The organism is Catenulispora sp. GAS73, from assembly GCF_041262085.1.
In the GTDB taxonomy this organism is placed as follows: domain Bacteria; phylum Actinomycetota; class Actinomycetes; order Streptomycetales; family Catenulisporaceae; genus Catenulispora.
In genome coordinates this window covers 195,330-219,275 of the sequence record NZ_JBGCCM010000017.1, presented here as the reverse complement: position 1 = coordinate 219,275, position 23,946 = coordinate 195,330, and the positions used below count along the sequence as shown (strand labels likewise).

Genomic DNA, 23,946 nt, shown 5'->3' with positions numbered 1-23,946 from the left:
TCTGCTGGCGGCGCGGCGGGGTTGCCGCTAGTGTCGCCTCGGCAGCCGGATCGACGCGATGTGAAGAACGGGTCTTCGAAGGAGCCCGGGGCGTCGTAGCCGGACACGGCGAGGTCTGGATCAGCGTGAGCAGTAGACGTTCCGCTAGTCGGCACAGCGAGGGTTCCAAGGTCAAGGTCCGCGCCGTACAAGGCACGGTCCTGCTGGGGCTCGTCGGCTCTGCCGGCGCTTACGTCGGCTTCGAGAAGACCGTCCATTTGACCGTGGACGGCCAGGAACGCACCATCCACACGTTCGACGGCAAGGTCGCCGACGTCCTCAAGGCGCAGGGCATCGTCACCGACGCCCACGACCAGGTGGCCCCCGCCCCCGGCGACACCTTGGTGGACGGCGAGCAGATCTCGGTCCGCTACGGCCGCCAGCTCGACGTCACCGTGGACGGCAAGGACCAGCAGATCTGGTCCACCGCGACCACCGTCGCCGAGGCGCTCAGCGACGCGGGGGTGCGCGGCGGCGCGAACCCGTACCTGTCGGTCAACCGCGACCAGGCGATCGGCCGCCAGGGCCTGGCCTTCCAGGTCCGGACCGAGCGGCACGTCAACATACTCGTCGACGGACGCTCGATCCCCGTGGACACCACCGCGCAGACCGTGGCGCAGGCGCTGGCCCAGGCCAACGTGACGCTGTCCGGCCAGGACACCGCGAATCCGGACCCGGCCTCCTTCCCCACCGACGGCGAGAACATCACCGTCGAGCGCGTCACCGGGACGCAGGAGACCAAGCAGGTCCCGATCGACTTCTCCACGACCGAGCAGTCGGATCCGAGCTCGTACGTGGGGTCGCGGACCACGATCACCGAGGGCGTCCCGGGCGTGCAGCAGGTGGTGTACGCGTACCTGACGATCAACGGCGTGAAGCAGGCGCCGAAGATCGTCAGCAAGACGATCACCAAGCAGCCGGTGAACGCCGTGGTGAAGGTTGGCACCAAGGCCGTCCCGACCACTGTGGCCGGCGCCGACGGCCTGAACTGGGCCGGCGTCGCGCAATGCGAGTCCGGCGGCAACCCCAAGTCGGTCGGCGGCGGCGGGCTGTACTTCGGGCTCTACCAGTTCTCGGTGTCGACCTGGGCCGCGATGGGCGGTTCCGGGCTGCCGTCGAACGCTACGCCGGCCGAGCAGACTTATCGCGCGAAGCTGCTGTACGTGCAGTCCGGCGCGGGCCAGTGGCCGGTGTGCGGGCACAACCTGTTCAAGTGACGCAGGACTGACAAAGCTTCGTGCTGCGGCGCGGCACCCGGCCAGAGCCGGGGTGCCGCGCCGCACCGCTGTTCCGGCCGAGTGGAAGTGGACGGCCGGCGCGCCGCCGCGGCATACGATGGCTCGCGATGTCCGAAACTCCGCACTCCCCGCCACCACCGGCCGCCGCCGACCAGCTGCCGGCCCGGCTGCCGGCCCGCCTGCTGGGCCCCGCCGAGGTCCGCCGGCTCGCCGACAAGCTCGGCGTCTCGCCGACCAAGAAGCTGGGGCAGAACTTCGTCATCGACCCGAACACCATCCGGCGGATCGTGCGGGCCGGCGACGTCACCGCAGACGACGTGGTGGTCGAGGTCGGCCCCGGGCTGGGCTCGCTGACGCTGGGCCTGCTGGACGTGGCCCGCCGGGTGGTCGCCGTCGAGATCGATCCGACCCTGGCCGCCGCGCTGCCGGACACCCTGGCCGAGTTCGCGCCGGGCATCGCCGCCGGGGACGTGGAGTTCGAACTCGTGCACGCCGACGCGCTGCGGATCGCCGAGCTGCCCGGCCCGCCGCCGACCGCGCTGGTCGCGAACCTGCCCTACAACGTCGCGGTCCCGGTGCTGCTGCACATGCTGGAGCGCTTCCCGAGCATCGAACGCACCCTGATCATGGTCCAGTCCGAGGTCGCCGACCGGCTGGCCGCCGAACCCGGGGGCCGGGTCTACGGCGTGCCGTCGGTCAAGGCCCGCTGGTACGCGGACGTGAAGCGGGCCGGCTCGATCGGCCGCAGCGTCTTCTGGCCGGCGCCGAACGTCGACTCCGGGCTGGTGCGCCTGGACCGGCGTGCGGTCCCGCCCACAACCGTCGCCGACCGCCGTGACGTCTTCACTGCTGTGGACGCCGCCTTCGCACAACGCCGCAAGACCCTGCGTTCGGCCCTGAGTGGCTGGGCCGGCTCCCCGGCCGCCGCCGAGGGGGCGCTGACCGCCGCCGGCATCGACCCCGGCGCGCGCGGCGAGACGCTGACCGTCGAGGAGTTCGCGCGTCTGGCGGAGCACAGACCTCCCCCGCCCCCTCAGCGGGGGGCCGATGGTTCCGGGGAAGCCTCGTGACCGCCGCCGCCTTCACCCCCGACGACGACACTCCGCATCCCGGCGCCACCGAGTCGGTCACCGTCCGGGTGCCGGCGAAGGTCAACCTGGCGCTCTCGGTCGGCCCGCTGCGCCCCGACGGCTATCACGACCTGGCGACCGTCTTCCACGCCGTCGGCCTGTTCGACGAGGTCACCGCCAGCACCGCCGACGCCCTCGCGCTCACCTGCGAGGGCGAGGGGCAGGTCGACGTGCCGCTGGACGACACCAACCTGGCCTGGCGCGCCGCCGAGCTCCTGGCGCGGACCGCGGGCCGCAGCCCGGCTGTGCGGCTGCACATCACCAAGGGCATCCCGGTCGCCGGCGGGATGGCCGGCGGCTCGGCCGACGCCGCGGGCGCGCTGGTGGCCTGTGACGCGCTGTGGGGCACCGGCCTGTCCCGGGACGACCTGCACGCGCTCGCCGCGCAGCTCGGCAGCGACGTCCCCTTCGCGCTCCACGGCGGTACCGCCATGGGCACCGGCCGAGGTGAGCAGATCACCCCGGTGCTGGCCCGCGGCGAGTTCCACTGGGTGTTCGCCTTTGCTCACGAGGGGTTGTCCACCCCGGCGGTCTTCCGGGAGCTGGACCGGCTGCGCGAGCAGGCCGGGGAGCACGCGGCCGCGCCGGGGGTGGACGAGGAGCTGCTGCGCGCGCTGCGGGCCGGAGACTCAACGCTGCTCGGCGCGGCTCTGCGCAACGACCTGACCCGGCCGGCCACCTCCCTGCGCCCCGACCTGCGCGCGACTCTGCAGGCCGGACAGGACGCCGGGGCGATCGGTACCCTGCTCTCCGGATCCGGCCCGACCTGCGCGTTCCTCGCCGCGGACGCGGTCGCCGCGGCCAGGGTCGCGGCGGCGCTGGAGACCGCGCCTTCGGTGCGCGCGGTACGGCGGGCGCTGGGCCCGGCCGCGGGTGCCCACGTGCTGTGAGGACGGCGAACGCCCCGGCACTGCCACCCAACCCGATGGTCGACCGTTACGATTTCCCCTCAGAAGGGGGACCCCATGGAAGCGCTCAAGCCCGAAGACCCGGCTCGCGTCGGGCCGTACACACCGCTGGCGCGGATCGGCGCGGGCGGCATGGGACGGGTGTACCTGGCCCGGTCGCGCGGCGGCCGGCCGGTGGCGGTGAAGGTGATCCGCGCCGAGTACGCCGAGGACGAGCGCTTCCGCATCCGCTTCCGGCGTGAGGTGCAGGCCGCGCGGACCGTGGACGGGCTGTACACCGCCCCGCTGCTGGACGCCGGCCCCGACGACGCCGAGCCCTGGCTCGCCACCGCCTACATACCCGGCCCCTCGCTCCAGCGCGCCGTGCACGACCACGGACCGCTGCCCGAGCGCTCGGTGCGGATCCTGGGCGCCGGGATCGCCGAGGCGCTGGGCGCGATCCACAGCGCGGGACTGATCCACCGCGACCTGAAGCCCTCGAACGTCATCTGCGGCCCCGACGGGCCCCGCGTCATCGACTTCGGCATCAGCGCCTCCGAGGGTGGCAGCTCGCTGACCACGACCGGCATCGTCGTCGGCTCGCCCCGGTACTCCAGCCCCGAGCAGTGCCGCGCCGATCCGCAGCTGATGCCCGCCTCCGACGTCTTCGCGCTCGGCGGCGTCCTGGTCTACGCGACCACCGGCGTGCCGCCGTTCGGCGACGGGCCGGACCACGTCCAGCTGTACCTCGTGGTGCACGAGTCCCCGGACCTCACCGGCGTGCCGATACCGCTGCGGCCGGTGGTCGCGGCGTGCCTGGAGAAGGACCCGGCCAACCGGCCGACCACCGACCAGCTGCTCGACGCCCTGCTGCCGCCGGAGGAGGCCGGAGCCCTGGGGGCCGACGACTGGCTGCCCGAGGCCGTGCACCGCGATATGCGCCAGTACTCCGCCGCGCCGGTCGCCGGGGCCGAAGAGGCCACGCCGACGCACGCCGGGGTCGGCGACGATCCGGTGCCCACGCCGGCTCCGGTCAACCCCGACGCCACCTCCGCCGGGCTCGGCGACGTGAGCAGCACCGGCGGCGGCAGCGCGATCGGGACGACGGCCGCGCCTTCGGCGGCCGATCCCGACCGGCCGAACCCGGGCCGGCGCAGGGTACTGGCGGGGATCGCCGGCGCCGTGGCGGTGGCCGCCTCCGGCGGCGGCGCCTGGTACGCCGCGACGCGCAGCGCCGATAAGAAGTCGACCGCGCAGAACGCCGGGGCCACGTATCCGACCGGAACGCCGTCGAAGGACGCCACGACTTCTTCCCCCTCGACCGGTCCGACGACGGGCGCGTCGTCGTCCCCGTCCCCCACCCCGACCCCGTCGCACACCCTCGGCAAGTGGAGCGAGGACTGGAGCACTCCGGTCGACCTGGGAGGCGCCGCCGGGGGAGCGGTCGTGCGGGGCGGCAAGCTGATCAGCATCTACACGGCCACGAGCGTCAACCCGAACTCGCCGCAGGACCTGATCGCCATCGACACCACCACCGGTGCCAAGGCGTTCGCGCCGGTGTCGATCCCGGCCGTCGGCAACGTCGGTGGGGCGAGCATCGCCGCCGACGACAACTACATCTACACCTACGGCGACGGCACCGTGTACGCGTGGAACCTGAAGGACGGCTCGGCGGCCTGGAACGCCAAGACCGGCCTGCAGGCCACGACGTCCACCAACAACATGCCGCAGTGCGGCGTGCTGGGACTGGTCAACGGCGTCCTGGTCGTCGGTGCCGCGAGCTTCGACCCCAGCTTCCCGCCCTGCCTGGCCGGTTTCGACGTGACGAACCGCGCGACGCTCTGGAGCATGAAGGCCAGCGACCTGCAGACGGTGGCGTCGCCGCCGACCGGGCTGGCCCTGGACCAGACCAGCGTCGCGCTGACGGTGCCGAAGGCCGGGAACCTCATCTACGTCACGCTCTGCGACCAGAACTCGCTGCGGATCCTGCGGGCCATGGACGTGCAGAAGGGCAAGGAGGTCTGGCACGTCCCGTTCCAGGCCTACACCGACAACGGCGCCGGGACCGTCGCCCCGACCGTGACCGGCACGGCCCAGCACGTCTACCTCACCGACATGCACAGCGGCTCGGTCCACACCTACGACACGAGCGGGAAGTGGATGTGGACCTTCCCCGCGGTGGGGAAGACCCCGCCGACCAGCGACAAGCGCTTCACCGGCCAGGTGCTGGAGTCCGGCGACACCGCCTTCGCGACCGATTCGAACAGCATGTACGCGCTGCAGGTGAGCAGCAAGGAGAAGGCCGGCGCCCAGGTGTGGCCGAACCCGAGGACGTTCAACGGCGTCGCCAACGTCCCCGCCGTGGTCGGGGACAAGATCTGGGTCGAGGTGCACACCCCGACCGACCAGACCGCGTTGGCGATGGCGGTGCTGAACGCCGCCGACGGTTCGGTGTTGCACAACTACCCGATGCCCGAGGGCCCGAACGCCAACAGCGCGGACCTGCTGGTGCCGGACCCCTCCGGCGGCGCGGTCTACATCCTGACCGCCAGCGGCGCGGTACTCGGGTTCCGCCGGAACCAATGAGCACGTGAATGAGTAGCCGTACTCACGATCGGTGACGCGGTTCGGCGCATCATCGAAGCATGAGTACGCCACTGGCAAACCGGAACACGGCCGCGTACTACTTCCAGGCGGTCGCCTCGTTCATCGTGTCCGCCGGCGCGACCGTCGTCGGCATCGCCTACCTCCCGGTCAACGCCTGGGAGCGGGCGTTCCTGGGCCTGGGCCTGCTGTACACGATCACGTCGGCGATCACCCTGGCGAAAGTGGTGCGGGACAAGCAGGAGGAGGAACAGATCGTCGGCCGGGTGGACAAGGCGCGGCTGGACAAGCTGCTCAGCGAGCACGACCCGTACCGGGTGGACGTGCCGTAACTGCCCGTAACTGTCCGGAAAGGCAAGAATCCGGCAAAGGATTCATTGCCGGGACTTCTCCACTTCATGATCGCAGACTATTGATAACAGCGCGGCACTCCGACCCGGGGTGCCGCGCAGTCTGTGTGCCTAGGAGGAGATCACGTGTCCGGCAAGCACCATCATCCCCTGAGCAGAATCACGAGTCACAGCACCCTGCGCCGGGCGGCCGCCACCGCGGCCGGCGCCGCGCTCACGGTGGCCGGTCTGGCGGTGGCGGCCCAACCGACCCACGCCGCGGGCGGCGTCCCGAAGTACGACCACGTCGTCCTCGTGATGGAGGAGAACCACTCGTACGGCGAGATCATCGGCGACACCGCCGACGCTCCGTACATCAACAACACCCTGGCCGCCGGCGGCGCGCTGTTCACCCAGTCCTTCGCGATCGAGCACCCCTCCGAGCCGAACTACCTGGACCTGTTCTCCGGCACGAACCAGGGCATCACCGGGGACCAGTGCCCGGTGGCGATCGACAAGCCGAACGAGGGCGCTCAGCTGCTGGCCGCCGGGGACACCTGGGACAGCTACTCCGAGGGCCTGCCCTCGACCGGTTCGACGGCCTGCACCTCGGGCAACTACGCGAGCAAGCACAACCCCTGGGTGAACTTCCAGGAGGCCCCGAGCACCTCGGCCAACCACATCCCGTCGAGCTCGAACCAGCCCTTCACGAACTTCCCGTCCTCGGCGAACTTCGCCTCGCTGCCGACGGTGTCCTGGGTGGTCCCGAACCTCCAGGACGACATGCACGACGGCACCATCGCGCAGGGCGACACGTTCCTGCACAACAACCTCGACGCGTACGCGCAGTGGGCCAAGACGCACAACAGCCTGCTGATCGTCACCTGGGACGAGGACGACTCCTCGCAGTCCAACCAGATCCCGACGATCTTCTACGGCGCGGGCGTGAAGCCCGGCCAGTACAGCGAGACGATCAACCACTACAACGTGCTGCGGACGATCGAGGACATGTACGGCCTGCCGTACGCCGGGAACGCCTCGTCGGCCACGCCGATCACCGACGTGTTCAGCACGACCCCGACCGAGACTGTTTCGGTGACCAACCCGGGTTCCCAGTCGGGCACGGTCGGCACTGCGATTTCGACATTGCAGGTCTCGGCCTCGGATTCGGCCGGTAAGGCGCTGACGTATTCGGCGACGGGTCTTCCGGCCGGTCTGTCGATCAGCTCCTCCGGTGCCATCACCGGTACTCCGACGACGGCTGGCACGTCGAACGTGACGGTCACGGCGTCGTCCGGTACCGCTTCGGGGAGCGCGCAGTTCACGTGGACCGTGAGCTCGCAGCCGACCGAGACTGTTTCGGTGACCAACCCGGGTTCCCAGTCGGGTACCGTCGGCACCACGATTTCGACGTTGCAGGTCTCGGCGTCGGATTCGGCGGGTAAGGCGCTGACGTTCTCGGCGACGGGTCTTCCGGCCGGTCTGTCGATCAGCTCCTCGGGTGCCATCACCGGTACTCCGACGACCGCCGGCACCTCGAACGTGACCGTCACCGCGTCCTCGGGCACTGCCTCGGGCAGCGCGCAGTTCACGTGGACCGTGGCCTCGTCCGGCGGCGGCTGCACCGCGGCGCAGCTGCTGGGCAACCCCGGCTTCGAGACCGGCTCGGCGTCCCCGTGGACCGCGACCGCCGGCGTCATCAACAGCGACCTGGGCTCGGAGCCCTCGCACTCGGGCAACTACGACGCCTGGCTCGACGGCTACGGCAGCCGGCACACCGACACCCTGGCGCAGAAGGCATCGATCCCCGCGACCTGCAAGACCGCGACCTTCTCCTTCTGGCTCCACATCGACACGGCCAACAGCTCCGGCGCGGCGCAGGACAAGCTGGCGGTCCAGGTGCTGAACTCCTCCGGCACGGTGCTGAGCACGCTGCACACGTTCTCGAACCTGGACGCCAACAACGGCTACTCGCAGTTCTCGTACAGCCTGAGCCCGTACATCGGGCAGAGCATCACGCTGAAGTTCACCGGCACCGAGACGGGCAACGGGCAGACCTCGTTCGTCAACGACGACAACGCGCTGAACGTGAACTAACGCTCCAGCGGGACAAGTAGGACCGGAAGCGTTACAGATCCAAAGGCGGCGGCGGGCCTCGGTTCGCCGCCGCCGACTCGTCTCATACCGGCCGCAACTCAGCCCATTGCCTGAGCTGTGCGGGCTCCTCCAAACGGCGCCCTGACACCTCGCCGCCGTTGAATTCCTGAAGCTGCGCATAGGCTTCCGCGCACCTTCCGAGCCACCACCGGATCCGCGCGCCGCCCACCGGCCGCATCGCCAGTTCCTCGACGAGCATTTCGAGCACCGCCAGATTGTGCGCGGTCGCCTGCCCGGCCTCGGCCCCGACGAAGCGGGTCAGCGGCAGGCCGGGACGGCAGGCGTAACAAGGGCAGCGCGCCGCCTCGCTGTCCGGATCCAGCCGCACCGCCAGCCTCCGGCCGCCGTGGAAGCTCAGGAACGCCGGCACGAGCACCGGGACGCCCGGCTCCTCCAGCCGCCCCGTGGCCCGCGGCGGACCGCCCGGCGAGGGGATGTGCCGGTGGTTCGCCGTCAGGCCGATCGCGGTGAACGCCGCACCCAGCGCCACTGCGCCGACTCCGGCCAGATCGGTGCGGATGATCCCCAGGTCCGGCACGGTCCGGGCCAGATCGGCGAGCAGCGGCACCGAGCGCGCCCGGCCGAAGGGATCGCCCGATTCCTGGAGCGCCAACGCTTTCGGCCCCTCGGCGGTGATCAGGAGCTTGATGAGCATCGGGCGCCATTCCGGGCGCAGCCAGCCGGCTCCCAACGGCAGGGTCAGGACGCTGCGCTCGTCGCGGCGCCGTTCGAAGGCGTCGAGGGCGGCGCGCAGGGTCTCGACGTCGCCGGCGGCGATCAGGCCGGTCGGGGTGAGCACGGCGGAGGCGTGCGCTTGGGCCGCGAGGTCGAGGTCCAGTGGGTCGGCGGTGTCGAGGCTCGGCGGACCGGCATCGGCACCGGCGCTGGCACCGGTGACGGCATTGGTATCGGTATCGGCGTCGGCATCGCCATCGACGCTGCCCGGCGGCGTCCCGGAGTCCAGCCGCGCATACCGCGCCAGCCGATCGGCGCCGTGGCTGAACGGCGCTTCAGCCGTCGCCTCCACCCGCCGGTAGCGCTCGCGATCGACCAGCAGCACCCGGTCCCCGGCAAGCCTGCGCCGGTGCAGATCGGCGATCGGCGAGGGCCCGGCGAGCACCAGGCCGTCCAGCGCGCCCGGCGGCACCGACGCCAGCCAGGCGGTCGGGACCTGCACCAGGACCGCGTCCCGCAGCACCTCCCACCCCGCCACACCGGCCTCCCCGGGCATCGCGAACCACCGCGCCGCGCCGCACCTCGGGATACCGCCTTACTTCATCAGTATGCTGTGTTACTCCCGGCCTGTCACGATCCGGGCGAATCCTTCCCCCGGCCCGGCTCCGGATCCACCTCGACCTCGTCGTTCGCGAAGCGCGAAGCCCACCGCCGGCCGTCGGCGAACTTCAGGATCGGGATGTGCCGGACCTCCAGCGCCAGCAGCACCAGCGCCGTGCCGCCGGTGGCCAGGATCAGGCGGCCGAAGCCGCAGGCGGCGCCGATCGCGGCGGCGGCGAAGATGGTGGCCGCCGTGGTCACGCCCTTCACCGTGTCGATCAGGTGCCAGCGGCTCGACATGGTCAGGTTCGGGCGGAAGACCACGCCGGCGCCGATGAAGCCGACGCCGGTGATGACGCCGGCCAGGGCGTTCGGGGCGTTGCCGTCCTTGGCCAGGACCGCGATGATCGCGCTGCCCACGCCGATCAGCGAGAAGGTGCGGTCGCCGGCCGGCGAGCCGCGCAGGTCGCGCTCGAAGCCGAGCAGGTAGGTCAGCACGAACGCCAGCGTCAGGCGTCCCAGCTGGCTCAGGCTGTTCAGGTCCAGGTGCAGGTGCACGTCAGTGCCCTGCTGAACCGGCCGCGCCGTCGTACCCGTACCCGTGGCCGTGCCCCTCGGCCTTGCTCAGCATCGGCGCCAGCTCGGTCAGCGTCGTGTTCAGCTGGTCGATCTCCTCGTCCGTGTTCGCCGCGGTCACCTGGATCCGGAAGCCGGCCTGGTCCCGCGGCACCAGGGGGTACGCCGCCAGTGTGACGTAGATGCCCCGTTCCCAGAGGATCGAGGCGATCTCGTCGATGTCGGAGGGCTCGCGGGCCGGCAGCTCGATGATGGGGAAGCCGCTGCGGTTCGGCGTGTAGAGCCCGAGTTTGCGGACGTGGTCGATGACCCGCGCCGTCTTGTGCCACAGGCTGCCGCGGATCACCTCGCCGCGCTCCCGGTTCACCTTCAGCCCGGTCAGGACCGTGGCCAGCGACGCCGTCGGCGAGGGGCCCGAGTACAGGTACGGCGCCGCCGCGAACTTCAGGTACTCCTTCATCTGCGTGGGCAGCGCCAGGAACGCCATCAGCGAGGAGTACGCCTTCGAGAACCCGCCGACCAGCACGAGTCCCTCGTACGACTCCCCGAGGTGCCGCACGATGCTGTTCCCCAACGCCCCGTACGGCGAGGTCTCCGCCGAGGACCGCTCGCCGATCACGCCGAAGCCGTGCGCGTCGTCCACATACAGCAGCGCGCCCTCGGCCCGGCAGATGTCCGCGATCGCCGCCAGCCCCGGCTCGTTGCCGGTCATGCTGTTGATGCCGTCCATGCACACCAGGCGCGGCAGGTCCTTCGGCGCCTTGCGCAGCGCCACGGCCAGTCCGCCGAGGTCGGTGGCGCGCCAGCGGTGCAGGGTGGCGCCGTTGCCGCGGGCCACCGAGCTGCCGTCGTAGATGGTGCGGTGCGCCTGCGCCTCGCAGAACACCGTGCCCTTGCCGGCCAGGACCGGGATCACCGTCATGTGGATGTGCGTGATGGTCGGCAGCACGAGCGTGTCAGGAGCCTGTAACAGGTCGGTGAGCTGTTCCTCGATCTCCAGGTACGGCTTGGGATTGCCGAGCAGCCGCGACCAGCTCGGGTGCGTGCCCCACTTCGCGATCAGCTCCGCCGGCGCGGCCATGATCTCCGGATCGACGTCGAAGCCGAGGTAGTTGCAGGAGGCGAAGTCGGACAGCCACTCGTCGCCGATCCGGATCCGCCGGGGTTCGGCGCGGTCCTGCTCCTCGATGACGGCGTCGTAGAACCGCGTGGTGTCCTTCAACCGGGCCAGCTCGGCCCACACTTCGTGCCGCGCCATCAGTTCTCTCCCATCTCTATGGCGGCCCGTACACCGGACGTCTCCGCCAGCGGCACCGCCGGCGAGTAGAAGAAGCCCTGTGCGTAGGCACACCCCATGTCGCGCAGCAGGTCCCGCTGTGCGATGGTCTCGACCCCCTCGGCCACCACGGCGAGGTCCATGGTCGCGGCAACATGGACGATCCCCCGGAGGAGCCGTTCATGATCCTTCTTGTCCGTGATCCGGTCGACGAACGACTTGTCGGCCTTGATCACGTCGAACTTCAGGTCCCGCAGATACCCGATCGAGGAGTAGCCGGTCCCGAAGTCGTCGATGGCGATGCGCACCCCGAGCAGGGCCAGCCGCTGCAGGTCGGCCAGGGCGTCGGCGGTGGCCTCGTGCAGGAAGACGTTCTCGGTGATCTCCACGGTCAGCCGGTCCGCCGGCAGGTCCGCCGCGCGCAGCGCCGAGCGCACCGTGTCGACGAACCCGCCGCCGCTGAACTGGTGCGGGGAGACGTTCACGGCCACGTACCCGAACCCGGCCGCGGCCGCGTCGGCCGTCGCGCGCTCCAGGATCCAGGCCCCGATCGGGGTGATCTGCCCGGTCTCCTCGGCCACCGGCACGAAGTTCCCCGGCGCCAGCAGCCCCAGCTTGGGATGCCGCCAGCGCACCAGCGCCTCGAAGCCGGCCACCCGCGGTGGGCCCTGCAGGTCCACGATCGGCTGGTAGTGCAGTTCGAACTCGCCGACGGCCAGCGCCCGGTCCAGGCCGGTGCGCAGCGCCAGGCGCTGCAGCGCGGCGTCGTACAGGCTGGGATCGAACAGCCGCCAGGTGCCCTTGCCGTCCGCCTTGGCCGCGTACAACGCCAGGTCGGCGTTGCGGAACAGCACCTCCTCGGTGCCGCCGGCGCCGCCGGGGCTGGTCGCCACTCCGATGCTGGCCCGGACCGGCACCGGCGCCCCGGCCAGCCGGAACGGCTCGGCCAGCACCCCGATCAGCCGCTGCGCCAGGGCCACGGCCGCGGCCTCGGAGGCGCCGTCGGACAGCAGCACCGCGAACTCGTCGCCGCCCAGGCGCACCGGCAGGTCGCCGGGCCGGACCGCCCCGGCTATCCGCGACGCGGCGGCCACCAGCAGCTCGTCGCCCACCTTGTGGCCCTGGGTGTCGTTGACCTCTTTGAAGTTGTCCAGGTCGATGAGCAGCATCGCGGCCACGCCGCCGCAGTCCTGGGCCCGGGCCAGGGCGCGCTCGGCCCGGTCCTGGAAGCGCAGCCGGTTGCCCAGGCCGGTGAGCGAGTCCCGGTAGGCGCGGTACTTCAGCTCGCGCAGCATGGCCCGGGTGTGCGCGCGGTTGTCCAGCTCCCGGGTCTGGCGGCCGGCCAGGTAGAGCCGCAGCAGGACCAGCAGGAACATCAAGGCCGAGGTCACGGCGATGACCGGGCCGTCGCGCAGGTCCGCCTCCAGTGACTCGATCATCAGCACGCTCGGCGCGACCAGGGCCGCGACCGCCAGCGGGAGCACCCGCGCGCGGTCCGCGCCGCGCCGGCCGCGGGCCACCGGCTCGGTGAGCTCGGTCATCGACGGCGAGAGCGCGGCCGCGCCCCACGCCACGTAGAAGACCACCCAGCCCAGGTCGGCGGGGGTGCCGACATGCCAGACGCCGTACAGCCGGACCAGCGCGTAGGCCACGTCGGACCCGGTCAGCCCGACCACGCCGAGCAGCAGCAGCCGCACCGCCGGCCCGCGCAGGGCGCCGCCGGTGGCCAGCCGCGCGCTCACCGCCAGCAGCATCACGTCCCCGAGCGGGTAGGCGATGGACACCGCGCTGCTGGTCCAGGACTGCGTCCGGTCGTCCACGGTCGGGGTGATGATGTAGACCCACAGCAGCAGCGCCGCGGCCGTGGTCAGGATGACGGCGTCGATCAGCGCCGCGCGGTCGCGCAGCGGGCTGCGCCGCCGGACCATGAGCATCACGCCGGCCGCGGCCAGCGGGTAGGTCAGCAGGTAGATGGCGTCGGCGATGGAGGGGAACGGCTCGACCTCGTCGAAGACGTCGGTCAGCAGGTTGTACACGGTGTCCCCGCTGACCAGCGTCAGCATCGCCCCGGCCAGGAAGTACCAGGCGAGCGGGCTGCTCGGGTGGTGGCGGCGGACCCCGACCAGCACCGCGCCGACCCCGCCCAGGCCGATCACGGTCCAGGTCAGCAGGTGCAAACTGGGAACCGAGTAGTAGAAGACGGTCCACAGCGCCATGAATGCCGCGAACCGGAGCGCCATAAGTTCGAGGGGATCATGCACCCGAACGGGTCAGCAACTTGAGGGCTACGTGCGGATGACGCTCACGCGGTGCTGTTCGGGACCGAGGTCTCCAGACCCTGCCACCCCTGTCGGTTTGCCTCGCTAGGGTCATCCCCATTCGGGCGAGCGATTGGCTTGGGAGGGCTAGTGGGGAACGTCCTGGAACCGGTGGACGCTGTCGCAGGGTTGTTCGACAAGCACTTTGATCCCCGGTCGCTGGTGATACCGCGCCGCGATGACAGGTCGGCGGCTCCGGACGCGGTGTTCGAACCGGCCGCGGACGCCGTCGCAGACTTCGAACGGGTCTTCGGCAAGGCGGCGAAGACCGTCGAGCTCGTGCTCGGCCACGACGGCACCGACGGCGACCTGGCCGCGGCCATGCGGGAGTCGGAGTTCGGCGACCTGGCCGCGATGACGTCGCAGCAGGCTGCGATCGCCGCGGCCGTGGTGATCTACGACGCTCCGAAGAACTACGAGCCCTACGTCCTGGTCGACGCCTGGGTTGCCGCGCGGGGCGTCCCGTTCGCGGCGGCGGCGACCATCGAGCTCGGCGGCTTCGGCATCTTCTTCCTGCGTAAGGGCCAGAAGATTCCGGCCCTGCGCCGCAAGGACCACGACGCGGCCCAGGCGCAGGAGCGGTTCGCGATGGCCGCGCGGATGCGCCGCCACCTCGTCACGGCCGGCGACGACGACTACGTCGCCGCCCGCGCCGCGGCCGGTGCCCTGCGGAGCCCGGCCGATGTCCGCAACACCTTCATCTCCTTCCTGTTCCCCGAGTGCTCCGAGTGGGTCGACGAGGACGTCTCCGGCCCGCTGGGCCGCCGCTGGGAGGTCCGCGACGGCCTCGCCGCCTGGCTGCTGATCGGCGCGGTGACAACGGCCCGGCAGGCCGAGCGGCTCACGAAGTGGGCGCACGCCGACGCGCTGCGCCTGTGCTCGGCGGCGACCGCGACCATGGTCGCCACCGTCGGACTGGACCTGATCCCGGCGATCGCGAGCTGGGCCGAGGACTACTGGGACGGCGTCGAGTCCCGGCAGCGCGTGCAGCGCGTGCTCGCCGGCTTCGACAGCGACGAGGCCTTCCTGGCGCTGCTCGGCCAGCTGAACTACCGCGGCACCGCGGCCGTGCTCGCCGAGGCCGCGCAGCGCTTTCCCGAGCGCGGCATCCGGCTGCTCGTCGAGGCCGCGCCGGACCAGCCGGCGGTACGTACCGCGGTGGAGCGAGTGTTGCGGCTGACCGTCGTCAGTCGGCCGGAGGCGGCCCGCGTGGTCGCGGCGCAGCTGGCCGACGAGCCCCGCGCGCGCGTCGAGAAACTGGTCAACGCCGTCGCCGCACCGCTGCCCCGCGCGGCAGCCGACGCCCTGCCGGAGCTGCTGACCACGCCGCCGTGGGAGCGGGTGCGCGAGGTCGTGAAGCCCGTCGTCATCAAGGGCCTGACGGCGCCGGCCAGCGCGGACGTCGTCTGGATGAACGATCAAGAGCGCGCGGACTGGCGCGCCGACACGCTCGGCGTGCACCACCGCGAGGACGAGGACTGGGGCAAGCGACTCGCCAAGGCTCTGGGCCGCCGCAACGCCTACCAGCTCATGGTGATCGTCATGCGGGGCCCGGAAAAGGAGGCCCGGCAGGCCCTCCGGAACCTCTCGGACGGCTACTCCTACGACGCCCTCGCCTGGTGCAGCACCGCTACCGCGCGCTTCGGCATCGACGCCTTCCCCTCGGTGCTGAGCGCGGTGCGCAGCAGCCCCCTGGAGAACGCCGAGCTCCTGCTCCCGTTCGCCTGCTCCGAGATAGCGCCGCTGGTCGCGGACTGGAACCTGCGGCTGAAGACGCTGCGCGCCCCGGGGCAGGCCTGGATGCGCCGGCACCCCGCGCTGACCGCTCGAACCCTGATACCCGCGGCGCTCGGGAAGGCCGGCCGGGCCCGTCAGGCCGCCGAGACCGCGTTGCGCTTCCTGGTCGCCGAGGGTTTCCAGGACGAGGTTCGCGCCGAGGCCGCGGTCTACGGCAGCGAAGCCGAGGCCGGTGTCGTCCAGCTCCTCGCTCAGGATCCGTTGTTCGCCGCGCTGCCGAAGACCATGCCGGAACCGCCGAGCTGGGCCGAGCCGGAGAGCTTGCCGCAGCTGCTGATGGCCGGTCGCAAGGAGGCGCTGCCGCAGTCGGCCGTGCGTACCGTGGTCCGGATGTTCATGATTTCCACCGCCGAGGACCCGTACCTCGGACTGGAGACCGTGAAAGAACTCTGCGACGCTCGCTCGCTCGCGGACTTCGTCTGGGGCTTGTTCGAGAACTGGCACACCGCCGACTACCCGGCGAAACAGTCCTTTGCGATGGACTCGCTGCGCTGGTTCGGCGGCGACGAGGCCGTCCGCCGCCTGTCCCCGCTGATCCGGGTCTGGCCCGGCGACGGCGGGCACGCCCGGGCGGTCGCCGGTCTGGACGTGCTGACCGCGATCGGCGGCGACACCGCGCTGCTCCACCTCTACGGGATCTCGCAGAAGGGCAAGTTCCGGGGGCTGAAGGAGAGCGCGCAGGAGCGCGTCGAGGCCATCGCCAAGGAGCTGCGCCTGACCCGCGACCAGCTCGGCGACCGGCTGGTCCCGGACCTCGGCCTGGACGGATCCGGCTCGATGGAGCTGGACTACGGCCCGCGCCGCTTCCAGGTCTTCTTCGACGAGCAGCTCAAGCCCGGCGTCACCGACGAGAGCGGCAAGCGCCTGAAGTCCCTGCCCAAGCCCGGCGTGAAGGACGACGCCGAGCTGGCGCCGACCGCCTACCAGCGGTTCAGCGGCCTGAAGAAGGACGTGCGGACCCTGGCCTCGGACCAGATCATCCGGCTGGAGCTGGCGATGGTGGCGCGCCGCCGCTGGACCAAGGCCGACTTCGAGGAGTACTTCGTCGGCCATCCGCTGCTGCGCCACCTGGTCCGGCGGCTGGTGTGGTCGGACTTCCGACCCGACGGCACCGGTGTGCGCGGCACGTTCCGCGTCGCCGAGGACGACTCCTACGCCGACGTCGACGACGACCCCTTCACGCTCGCCGACGACGCCCTGATCGGCGTCGCGCACCCGGTGGACCTCGGCGACGATCTGCCGCGCTGGTCGGAGGTGTTTGCCGACTACGAGATCCTGCAACCGTTCCGACAGCTCGGCCGGCCGGTCCTCGTCCTCACCGCCGAGGAGGAGCAGAACAGTCTGCTGACACGCTTCGCCGGGATCCGGACGCCCGCCGGCAAGGTGCTCGGCCTGGAGCGACGCGGCTGGCGGCGCGAAGATCCGGGCGACGGCGGCTGGCAGGCCTACCTGCTGCGTGCGCTGCCCGACGGTCGCACCGCGGTGGTCGAGCTGAAGCCCGGGTTCGGCGCGGGCTGGGCCGGCGAGGCCGAAGACCAGGAGCTGACCAAGATGTGGATCGGCGCCTCGGCCCACGACTACTGGCGCCAGGGCGAGCACACCGATCCGCTCTCGTCCCTGGACCCGGTGACCGCCTCGGAGATCCTGAACGACCTGAGCGAGGTGACCGCACAATGACCGGTGACCTGGAGCTGCCGAACGACTACCAGCGGGTCGAGGCGATCGCGCGTGGCCGGTGCCGTCCCGATCAGGTGCCGCCGATCGACCGCGAGGACGTCCAGCGGCTCTACGCGCGGCGGCTGGGCGTGGTCGAGGCCTCCAAGGCGATGATTGACGCCGCCATGAAGCATCCCGGCAGTAACAAGCGCAGCGTCGAGATGATGAAGGGGGTGGACTTCGGCGACCTGACCGTGATGAGTCCGCACCAGGCCGCCCTGGCCGAAGGCACACTCGAACGTCTGGAGGACTTCGGCGGGGACCTGGCCGTCGGCGTCTGGAGCCACGTACGGGGCGTGCCCTTCGCCCTGGAGGCGTTCATCGAATACTGCCGACAGGGGCCGCGCGAGCGGTCCACGCTCTTGGACCTCATGACTCCGGCGCGGCAGCTGCTGGATCTGGTGCGGTTGGCGCCGGACGACGTCCACGCCGAGGCGATGGCCGTCGCCGAGCGCTCGCGCGCGACGGAGGGCAACGGCCGGAGCCTTGCCCGGGCCTTGACCACGTTCCTGTTCCCCGAGCGTACGGACTGGCTTGAGGCGGACCTGGCGGCGGCGCGCAGCGGGGAGATCCCGGCCGCCTCGCTGCTGCCGTCGGTCGCCACCGCCGAGCAGGCGCGCACGGTCGGCGAGCTGTTGCGGGCCGACGAGAAGTGGACATGGGACGGCGACCCCGCCGTCGAGCTGACGTTCCTGTCAGTCGCCGGCGTCGAAGCGCTGCCCTTCCTGCTGGCCTGGTACGACAGCCAGCCGAAGCAGGGCCAGGGCTTGAACGAGAGCCGGCATCAGGCCCTGGAGCTGATCTCCCGGATCCCGGGCGACGCGGCGATGCGGGCGCTCGCCGAGCGGCACAACGGACGGTCCGAGACTCTGGCTTACCTGCACGCCGCAGCGGTGCGTTTCCCCGACACGGCGCTGCGTGTGCTGTCCGAGATGGAACCGACCCCGGCCACGGCCCATGTCATCACCGTTCTCACCCGAAGGGCTCCGGCCGCCGCGTCCGAGACGCAGATCCCTGACATCCTCTCCCGGCCTCCGTGGTCGGACCCGAAGGCCAAGCGGCCGAAGCCGGTCCAGGTCGCGGGTCTGACGCCGCCAGCCGACGTCGAGGCCGCCTGGCTGCCCGGGGAGCGCGAGCGCTGGCTCGGCCGCGGCGCCGGCTGGGAGCCGAGCCAGGGCTGGCCGGCGATCGCCGAGCAGGTCGCGGCCTGGCGTACACAGCCGGCGCAGCCCGACGACCCGATGACGCCGGTCGCGCTCTACTTCGCCGCCTACGCACCGCCGGAGCTGGTGCGGTCGATGCTGGAGGACGGCTGGCTGCCGCCGTTGCGGCGGGCCGACGATCGGGCGCACTCGTTCGTCGCCCGCTATGAACTGCTGGCGCTGCCGGCGGTGCTGGCCATCCGCGGGCTGCCGGCCGTCCGGGGCCGGCTGCTCCAGCCGTTCGTCAGCGCGGACATCGCCGCCACGATGGTCGCGGGAATGACGCGGCGCCGCAGTGCGGCTCGGGGCACAGCCCTGGGCTGGCTGCGACGCCATCCCGAAGCCGCCACGCGCTGCCTGCTGCCCGCCGCACTCGGCAGGGCCGGCCAGCAGCGGCGCAACGCCGACGCCGCGCTGCGCTGGCTCGCCGCCGACGGCACCGACGTCGTGGGCGTCGCCTCCGGCGCGTACGGCGAAGCCGTCGGCGTCGCCGTCAAGGAGCTGCTCGGCGACGGCGGGCTCGGCGCCTATCCGCGCAGCATGCCCGAAACGCCGATGTGGGCCAGATCCTCGGTGTTGCCGGATATCCGGCTCAAGGACGGGACGGGAGTGCTCCCGGCGCGCGCGGCCCAGAGCGTGGTGGAGATGCTTCAGATCTCCAAGCCGGAGGCCCCCTATCCCGGCCTGGAGGTCGTCAAAGAGCTCTGCGACGAGTCCTCGCTCGGCGAGTTCGCCTTCGCGCTGTTCCACAACTGGCACGAGTGCGGGTCCGACGCGGCGGAGCGCTGGGCCTTCGACGCCATGGGACAGCTCGGCGACGACGGCACAGTGGACCGGCTGGAACCGCTGATCGGGCCCTGGACCACGGGGCGCGAGTACGCGCTCGTCGGCGACGCGCTGACCGTACTGGGCATGATCGGCGGCGACCGGGCCCTGGCGGCCCTGCACTCCGTGGTCCAGAAGGGGCGGCGCAAGCCGGTCCGGCGCCGGGCCGAGCAGCGGTTCCAGGACGTCGCCGCCTCGCTCGACCTCGACACCGACGAACTCGCCGACCGCGTGGTCCCGACCCTGGGCCTGGGCCCCTCGGGCACGCTTCGGCTGGACTACGGCCCGCGCTTCTTCCACGTCGGCTTCGACGAGCTGTTGCGGCCCCGGGTCACCGACGAGGCCGGCAAGGTGCTCCAGCGGATGCCGCGGCCGGTCAAGAACGACGACCAAGAACTGGCGAAGGCGGCGTACCAGCAGTTCACGGAGGTCAAGAAGGCCGCGCAGATCATCGCTGTGGACCAGATCAAGCGCCTGGAGAGGGCGATGTTCACCCGCCGCCGCTGGGAGCCGGAGAGCTTCGCCGCGTACATGGTTGCGCATCCGCTGCTGCGCCACATCACGCGGCGCGTGGTGTGGGGCGTCTACGCCTCCGACGGCGCGACCGTCGGCTCCTTCCGGATCGCCGAAGATCTCAGCTACGCCGACGTCCACGACGCGCATTACGAGGTTCCCGAAGGCACTGTCATCGGCGTCGCGCACCCGGTGGAACTCGGCTCGGCCGTGGCGGAGTGGAGCGACCTGTTCGCCGACTACGAGATCCTTCAGTCCCTGGACCAGCTGGGCCGACCGGCGCTGGAGCTGACCGCCGCCGAGCGGGCCGGCCGGACGCTGAAGCGGTTCCAGGGGATCGTCCTGGACCCGAGCGTGATCGTCGCCCTGGAGCCCCGCGGCTGGTCCAGCGGCCCGATGGGCGATCCGCCGGTGTGGTCGCGGTTCCTCCGGCCGTTGGGCGAAGACGACCGGTACATGATCGTGGACATCTCGCCGGGGCTGAAGGGCGCCGTGGCGGAAGGCTCCGGCTACCAGACCATCGACCGGGTCTGGCTCAGTGTGGCCGGCGCGCACGCCTCGATCGACGAGCACTCGGTGCCGCTGTCCGAACTCGATGCCGTGCGGGCCTCGGAGATCCTGCGAGACCTGGCCGAGGTGACTGGACGATGACCATCGTGACGGCTGGCGGCGAGACCGCGACACAGGACCCTGAGGACCTCTTCGAGCTGGCCGGCATCTACGGTGGTGTCGCGCCCCTGGACCGCGCGTGGCAGCCGTCGGGCGAGCCGCCGGAGTTCGACGAGCGAGCCGTGAACGTCCTGGGCCTGCGCCGCCAGAACCAGGCGGACTATGAGGCGGCGATCGCCGCCGCCCTGTCGGCGCCGGAGTCCACGTTCGCGGCCGCGTTCGGGTACGTTCCGGACCCGGCGGCCGTGCTGGCGGGCGTCGATATCGCCGACCTGGACGCGCAGACTCCGCTCCAGGCCGCGCTGATCGAGTCCATGCTGATCACGGAGACTGTCCACGGCGTGTCCGTGATCGATCGGTGGGCCCAGAGCAGAAGCCTGGCCTTCGCGATGGAGGCCTTCGTCGAGTACAGCGCCATCATGGGCCTGGTCACCGGGGACTTCTTCTCCTTCGTGCCGGGCAACGACCACTTCCGTCCGCGGTGGGGTCTCCTGCGGCTGCTGGCATTCGTGCGCTCGGCCTCGGCCGCGGAGCGTGCCGAGCTCTTAGCCACGGCCGAGCGCATGCGCCGGGACGAACCCGGTGCGGCGACCCGGTCCCTGACCTCGTTCCTGTTTCCCGAGCGGCCCGAGTGGTTCTGGGCCGATCTCGGGGCGGCGGAGCACGGAGCGCCGGCGTTCACCGCGCTGCTGCCGTCGGTGTCGACCGCGGCTCAGGCCTCGGCGCTCGCCGACCGTTTCAGTGGACTTACAGAGTGGCAGTGGGATCACGAATCCCAGGTCGAGGTGACCTTCCTGACCGTCGCCGGATCCGAGGCGCTGCCGTGGCTCACCGCGTGGTGCGATGTCGGCCACCGGTGCCCGTCCCCGCGCAAGGGGCGTCCGCGATCCTGCCTGATCCACCGGCGCTGCCTCGGCCTGATCGCCCGGATCCCGAGCGACGCGGCGCTGTCCGTGCTCGTCGAGTGGATCGACCGGGACGGGGTGGGGGAACACCTCCAGGCAGCGGTCAAGCGCTTTCCCCGTCGGGCGTTGCGGATCCTGGCCGAGGCCGCGCCGTCCGCGCAGATCTCCCGCCTGCTGACCATGGTCGTCCTCGCCGATCCCGACCGGGCCAAGATCGAGGCGGTGCGGATGAGCCCTGAGGCGTGCGACCGGATCGAAGCGCTGCTCGGCGCGGACGCCCCCGACGTCGATGCGCTCGATCTGCCCGAGATCCTGGCCGCCCCGCCGTGGCGGGACAAGAAGCACAAGCGCGGTAAGCCGGTCGTGATCGAGGGCCTGACCCCGCCGGTCGAGGTCACCGTCGACTGGCAGCCCGGCGAGCGCGAAGCCTGGCTCGCCGGGCACGGTGCCGGCTGGACGCCGGAGCAGGGCTGGAAGGCCGTCCTGCCGGAGATCCTGGACGGCACCGCCAACGAACACCTCGCGACCTACTTCGCCGCGTACGCCCCCGACGAGTTGGTGCGTCCGCAGCTCCCCGCCTGGCAGCCGCCAATGCGCCAGGTCACGGACCGGGCCCGGACGTTCGTCGCGAAGTACGAGCTCCTGGCGCTTCCGACGGTGCTGTCCCTGACGCGGTTCCCGGCCGTGCGGGCGCGGTTGCTCCAGCCGTTCGCGAGTGCCGAGATCGCCGCGATCATGGCCGACGGACTGGTGCGGCTGCGCTCCGTGCGCGCGCACGCCGTCTCCTGGCTGCGCCGGCACCCCGAGGACGCGGTGCGCGGCCTGATGCCGACGGCGCTGGGCAAGCCCGGCAAGCTCCGGCAGAACACCGTCGCCGCGCTCCGGTGGCTCGAAGCCGACGGTGTCGATGTCGTGACCATCACGCAGCAGACGTATGGAGAGGAGGCCGCCACCGCGGTCAAGGAGGTCATGGGGGACCGGGGTCTTGAGGCCTACCCTCGGACCGTTCCGCCGGCACCGATGTGGGCTCGCGCGGCGCTGCTGGCCGAGATCCGCTTGAAGGACGGCACGACCCCGCTTCCGCGCAGCGCCGCGCAAGCGGTCCTGGAGATGCTGATGTTCTCCAAGCCCGACGCGCCCTACCCGGGCCTGGAGATCGTCAAAGAGCACTGCGACGCGACCTCGCTCGCCGAGTTCGTCTGGTCCCTGGCCCAGACCTGGGACCTGGCGGGCGGTGAGGAGGAAGACCGCTGGGTCGTCGGCGCGCTCGGCTTCTTGGGCGACCAGACCACGGTCGCGCGGCTGGAAGAGCTGATCCGGGCCTGGCACCGCCGGGCGAAGCCGGAGCTCGTGCGCGACGGCTTGGACGCGCTCGCCGTGATCGGCGGCGATCGCGCGCTGACGGCGCTGCACGGCTTCGCCGGCCGTTCGTGGACCATGACGCTGAAACGCAAGGCCCGGACCACGTTCGAGGACGTCGCCGAGGCTCTGGACCTGACCCCGGACCGGCTCGCCGACCGGCTGGTCCCGACCTCGGGGTTGACCGCCGAGGGCACCGTCCGGCTGGACTACGGCAGGCGCTGTTTCGACGTGTCCTTCGACGACCTGCTGCGGCCGGTCGTCGCCGACGAGGCCGGCACGGTGCTGCGCACGCTGCCCAAGCCCGGCAAGCGGGACGACGTCGAGCTGGCCGCCGCCTCCTACAAACGGTTCGGCACGCTCAAGAAGCAGGTCCAGGACGGGGCGCAGGAGCAGGCGGCGCGGATGGAGAAGGCGATGCTCCAGCGCCGCCGCTGGATCCCGGAGGAGTTCGCCGAGTACGTCGTCCGGCACCTCGTGCTGGGCCGGATCGCGCGGCGCCTGGTGTGGGGCGTCTACGCCGAGGACGAAGGGCTGCTCGGCTCGTTCCGGATCGCCGAGGACCTGAGCTTCGCAGACGTCGACGACGCACACTACGAGGTCCCCGAAGGCGCGCAGATCGGCGTCGCGCATCCGGTCGATCTCGGGCCCGCGCTGGCCCGGTGGTCCGAGGTGTTCTCCGACTACGAGCTGCTGCAGCCGTTTGAGCAGCTGGGCCGGCCGCCGCTGGGCCTGAACGGCGAGGAGCAGGCGGGCAAGCACTTGGTGCGGCCGTACATCTCGCCCGACGCGGTGCCCGGCAACGCTGCCGTGTACGAGGTCCGCTTCGGCCCGACGAAGTTCGAAGCACTGGCGGGCCGCGGCTGGCAGCGCGGCCCGATCGGCGCCGAGCGGAAGTGGTCGCGGCTGCTCCGACCGGTCGGCGACGGGACGTGGGTGGTCATGGACCTGGTGCCGGGAGTGGAGGCGGGAGCCGTGCCGCTGTCGCCCTACCAGGCCATCACCGCGGTCTGGCTGAGCACGACCGGCGACGAGCCGGACTTCGAGCGGGACGCCCTGCCGCTGGCCGGGCTCGACGAGGGGGTCGCGGCGGTGGTCCTGCGGGATTTGGAAGAGGTGCACTGACAGTGA

13 protein-coding genes are annotated in these 23,946 nt (G+C 71.5%); 9 read left to right on the top strand and 4 right to left on the bottom strand.

Features of this window, described 5'->3' with window-relative positions:
* The first annotated feature begins 125 nt into the window (after window positions 1–125).
* The 6 genes from ABH935_RS25795 (at window position 126) to ABH935_RS25770 (ending at window position 8,324) form a co-directional block, all read left to right on the top strand.
* Entirely contained in the window at window positions 126–1,256 is a 1,131-nt protein-coding gene (locus ABH935_RS25795; RefSeq protein WP_370380499.1) for a ubiquitin-like domain-containing protein, read from the top strand.
* Between the two features lie 128 nt (window positions 1,257–1,384).
* Window positions 1,385–2,347: a 16S rRNA (adenine(1518)-N(6)/adenine(1519)-N(6))-dimethyltransferase RsmA gene (rsmA, locus tag ABH935_RS25790; protein ID WP_370380498.1), complete on the top strand. Its 963-nt coding sequence runs from the start codon at window positions 1,385–1,387 to the stop codon at window positions 2,345–2,347.
* Window positions 2,344–3,297 (top strand): 4-(cytidine 5'-diphospho)-2-C-methyl-D-erythritol kinase, encoded by a 954-nt coding sequence (locus ABH935_RS25785; RefSeq protein ID WP_370380497.1) that lies wholly within the window; start codon window positions 2,344–2,346, stop codon window positions 3,295–3,297. The genes rsmA and ABH935_RS25785 overlap by 4 nt, the downstream gene beginning before the upstream one ends.
* A 75-nt stretch (window positions 3,298–3,372) precedes the next feature.
* Window positions 3,373–5,880, top strand: a complete 2,508-nt coding sequence (locus ABH935_RS25780; protein ID WP_370380496.1) for a protein kinase — start codon at window positions 3,373–3,375, stop codon at window positions 5,878–5,880.
* A gap of 59 nt (window positions 5,881–5,939) precedes the next feature.
* Window positions 5,940–6,230 carry a YiaA/YiaB family inner membrane protein gene (locus tag ABH935_RS25775; protein ID WP_370352787.1) on the top strand — a complete coding sequence of 97 codons (291 nt, stop codon included), beginning with the start codon at window positions 5,940–5,942 and terminating at the stop codon, window positions 6,228–6,230.
* A gap of 144 nt (window positions 6,231–6,374) precedes the next feature.
* Complete coding sequence (locus tag ABH935_RS25770) at window positions 6,375–8,324, top strand: alkaline phosphatase family protein (protein ID WP_370380495.1); 1,950 nt, start codon at window positions 6,375–6,377, stop codon at window positions 8,322–8,324.
* Window positions 8,325–8,406: 82 nt separating this feature from the next.
* On the opposite strand, the gene ABH935_RS25765 is transcribed toward ABH935_RS25770, so the two are convergent.
* From ABH935_RS25765 to ABH935_RS25750, 4 genes are all read right to left on the bottom strand, one after another.
* Window positions 8,407–9,615, bottom strand: coding sequence for a hypothetical protein (locus ABH935_RS25765; RefSeq protein ID WP_370380494.1), 1,209 nt, complete (start codon window positions 9,613–9,615; stop codon window positions 8,407–8,409).
* A gap of 74 nt (window positions 9,616–9,689) precedes the next feature.
* A complete protein-coding gene (locus ABH935_RS25760) occupies window positions 9,690–10,217 on the bottom strand; it encodes an MgtC/SapB family protein (RefSeq protein WP_370380493.1) in 528 nt (175 codons plus the stop codon).
* A gap of 1 nt (window position 10,218) precedes the next feature.
* A complete protein-coding gene (locus ABH935_RS25755) occupies window positions 10,219–11,493 on the bottom strand; it encodes an aminotransferase class I/II-fold pyridoxal phosphate-dependent enzyme (RefSeq protein ID WP_370380492.1) in 1,275 nt (424 codons plus the stop codon).
* Window positions 11,493–13,751, bottom strand: coding sequence for a putative bifunctional diguanylate cyclase/phosphodiesterase (locus ABH935_RS25750; protein WP_370380491.1), 2,259 nt, complete (start codon window positions 13,749–13,751; stop codon window positions 11,493–11,495). The genes ABH935_RS25755 and ABH935_RS25750 overlap by 1 nt, the downstream gene beginning before the upstream one ends.
* Window positions 13,752–13,919: 168 nt before the next feature.
* On the opposite strand from ABH935_RS25750, the gene ABH935_RS25745 reads away from it, so the two are divergent.
* From ABH935_RS25745 to ABH935_RS25735, 3 genes are read left to right on the top strand one after another with little or no spacing between them, the layout of a single operon-like run.
* The gene (locus tag ABH935_RS25745) at window positions 13,920–17,303 is read left to right on the top strand and encodes a DUF4132 domain-containing protein (RefSeq protein WP_370380490.1); all 3,384 of its coding nucleotides are present in this window, start codon (window positions 13,920–13,922) and stop codon (window positions 17,301–17,303) included.
* A complete protein-coding gene (locus tag ABH935_RS25740; RefSeq protein ID WP_370380489.1) occupies window positions 17,300–20,533 on the top strand; it encodes a DUF4132 domain-containing protein in 3,234 nt (1,077 codons plus the stop codon). The genes ABH935_RS25745 and ABH935_RS25740 overlap by 4 nt, the downstream gene beginning before the upstream one ends.
* Window positions 20,530–23,940, top strand: a complete 3,411-nt coding sequence (locus ABH935_RS25735; RefSeq protein ID WP_370380488.1) for a DUF4132 domain-containing protein — start codon at window positions 20,530–20,532, stop codon at window positions 23,938–23,940. Before ABH935_RS25740 ends, ABH935_RS25735 begins: the two co-directional genes overlap by 4 nt.
* Window positions 23,941–23,946: the final 6 nt, after the last annotated feature.

Coding starts and splice junctions, on each gene's coding strand:
- ABH935_RS25765 (WP_370380494.1), bottom strand. CDS start 9,615: ATGCCCGGGGAGGCCGGTGTGGCGGGGTGGGAGGTGCTGCGGGACGCG.
- ABH935_RS25735 (WP_370380488.1), top strand. CDS start 20,530: ATGACCATCGTGACGGCTGGCGGCGAGACCGCGACACAGGACCCTGAG.
- rsmA (WP_370380498.1), top strand. CDS start 1,385: ATGTCCGAAACTCCGCACTCCCCGCCACCACCGGCCGCCGCCGACCAG.
- ABH935_RS25755 (WP_370380492.1), bottom strand. CDS start 11,493: ATGGCGCGGCACGAAGTGTGGGCCGAGCTGGCCCGGTTGAAGGACACC.
- ABH935_RS25775 (WP_370352787.1), top strand. CDS start 5,940: ATGAGTACGCCACTGGCAAACCGGAACACGGCCGCGTACTACTTCCAG.
- ABH935_RS25750 (WP_370380491.1), bottom strand. CDS start 13,751: ATGGCGCTCCGGTTCGCGGCATTCATGGCGCTGTGGACCGTCTTCTAC.
- ABH935_RS25780 (WP_370380496.1), top strand. CDS start 3,373: ATGGAAGCGCTCAAGCCCGAAGACCCGGCTCGCGTCGGGCCGTACACA.
- ABH935_RS25740 (WP_370380489.1), top strand. CDS start 17,300: ATGACCGGTGACCTGGAGCTGCCGAACGACTACCAGCGGGTCGAGGCG.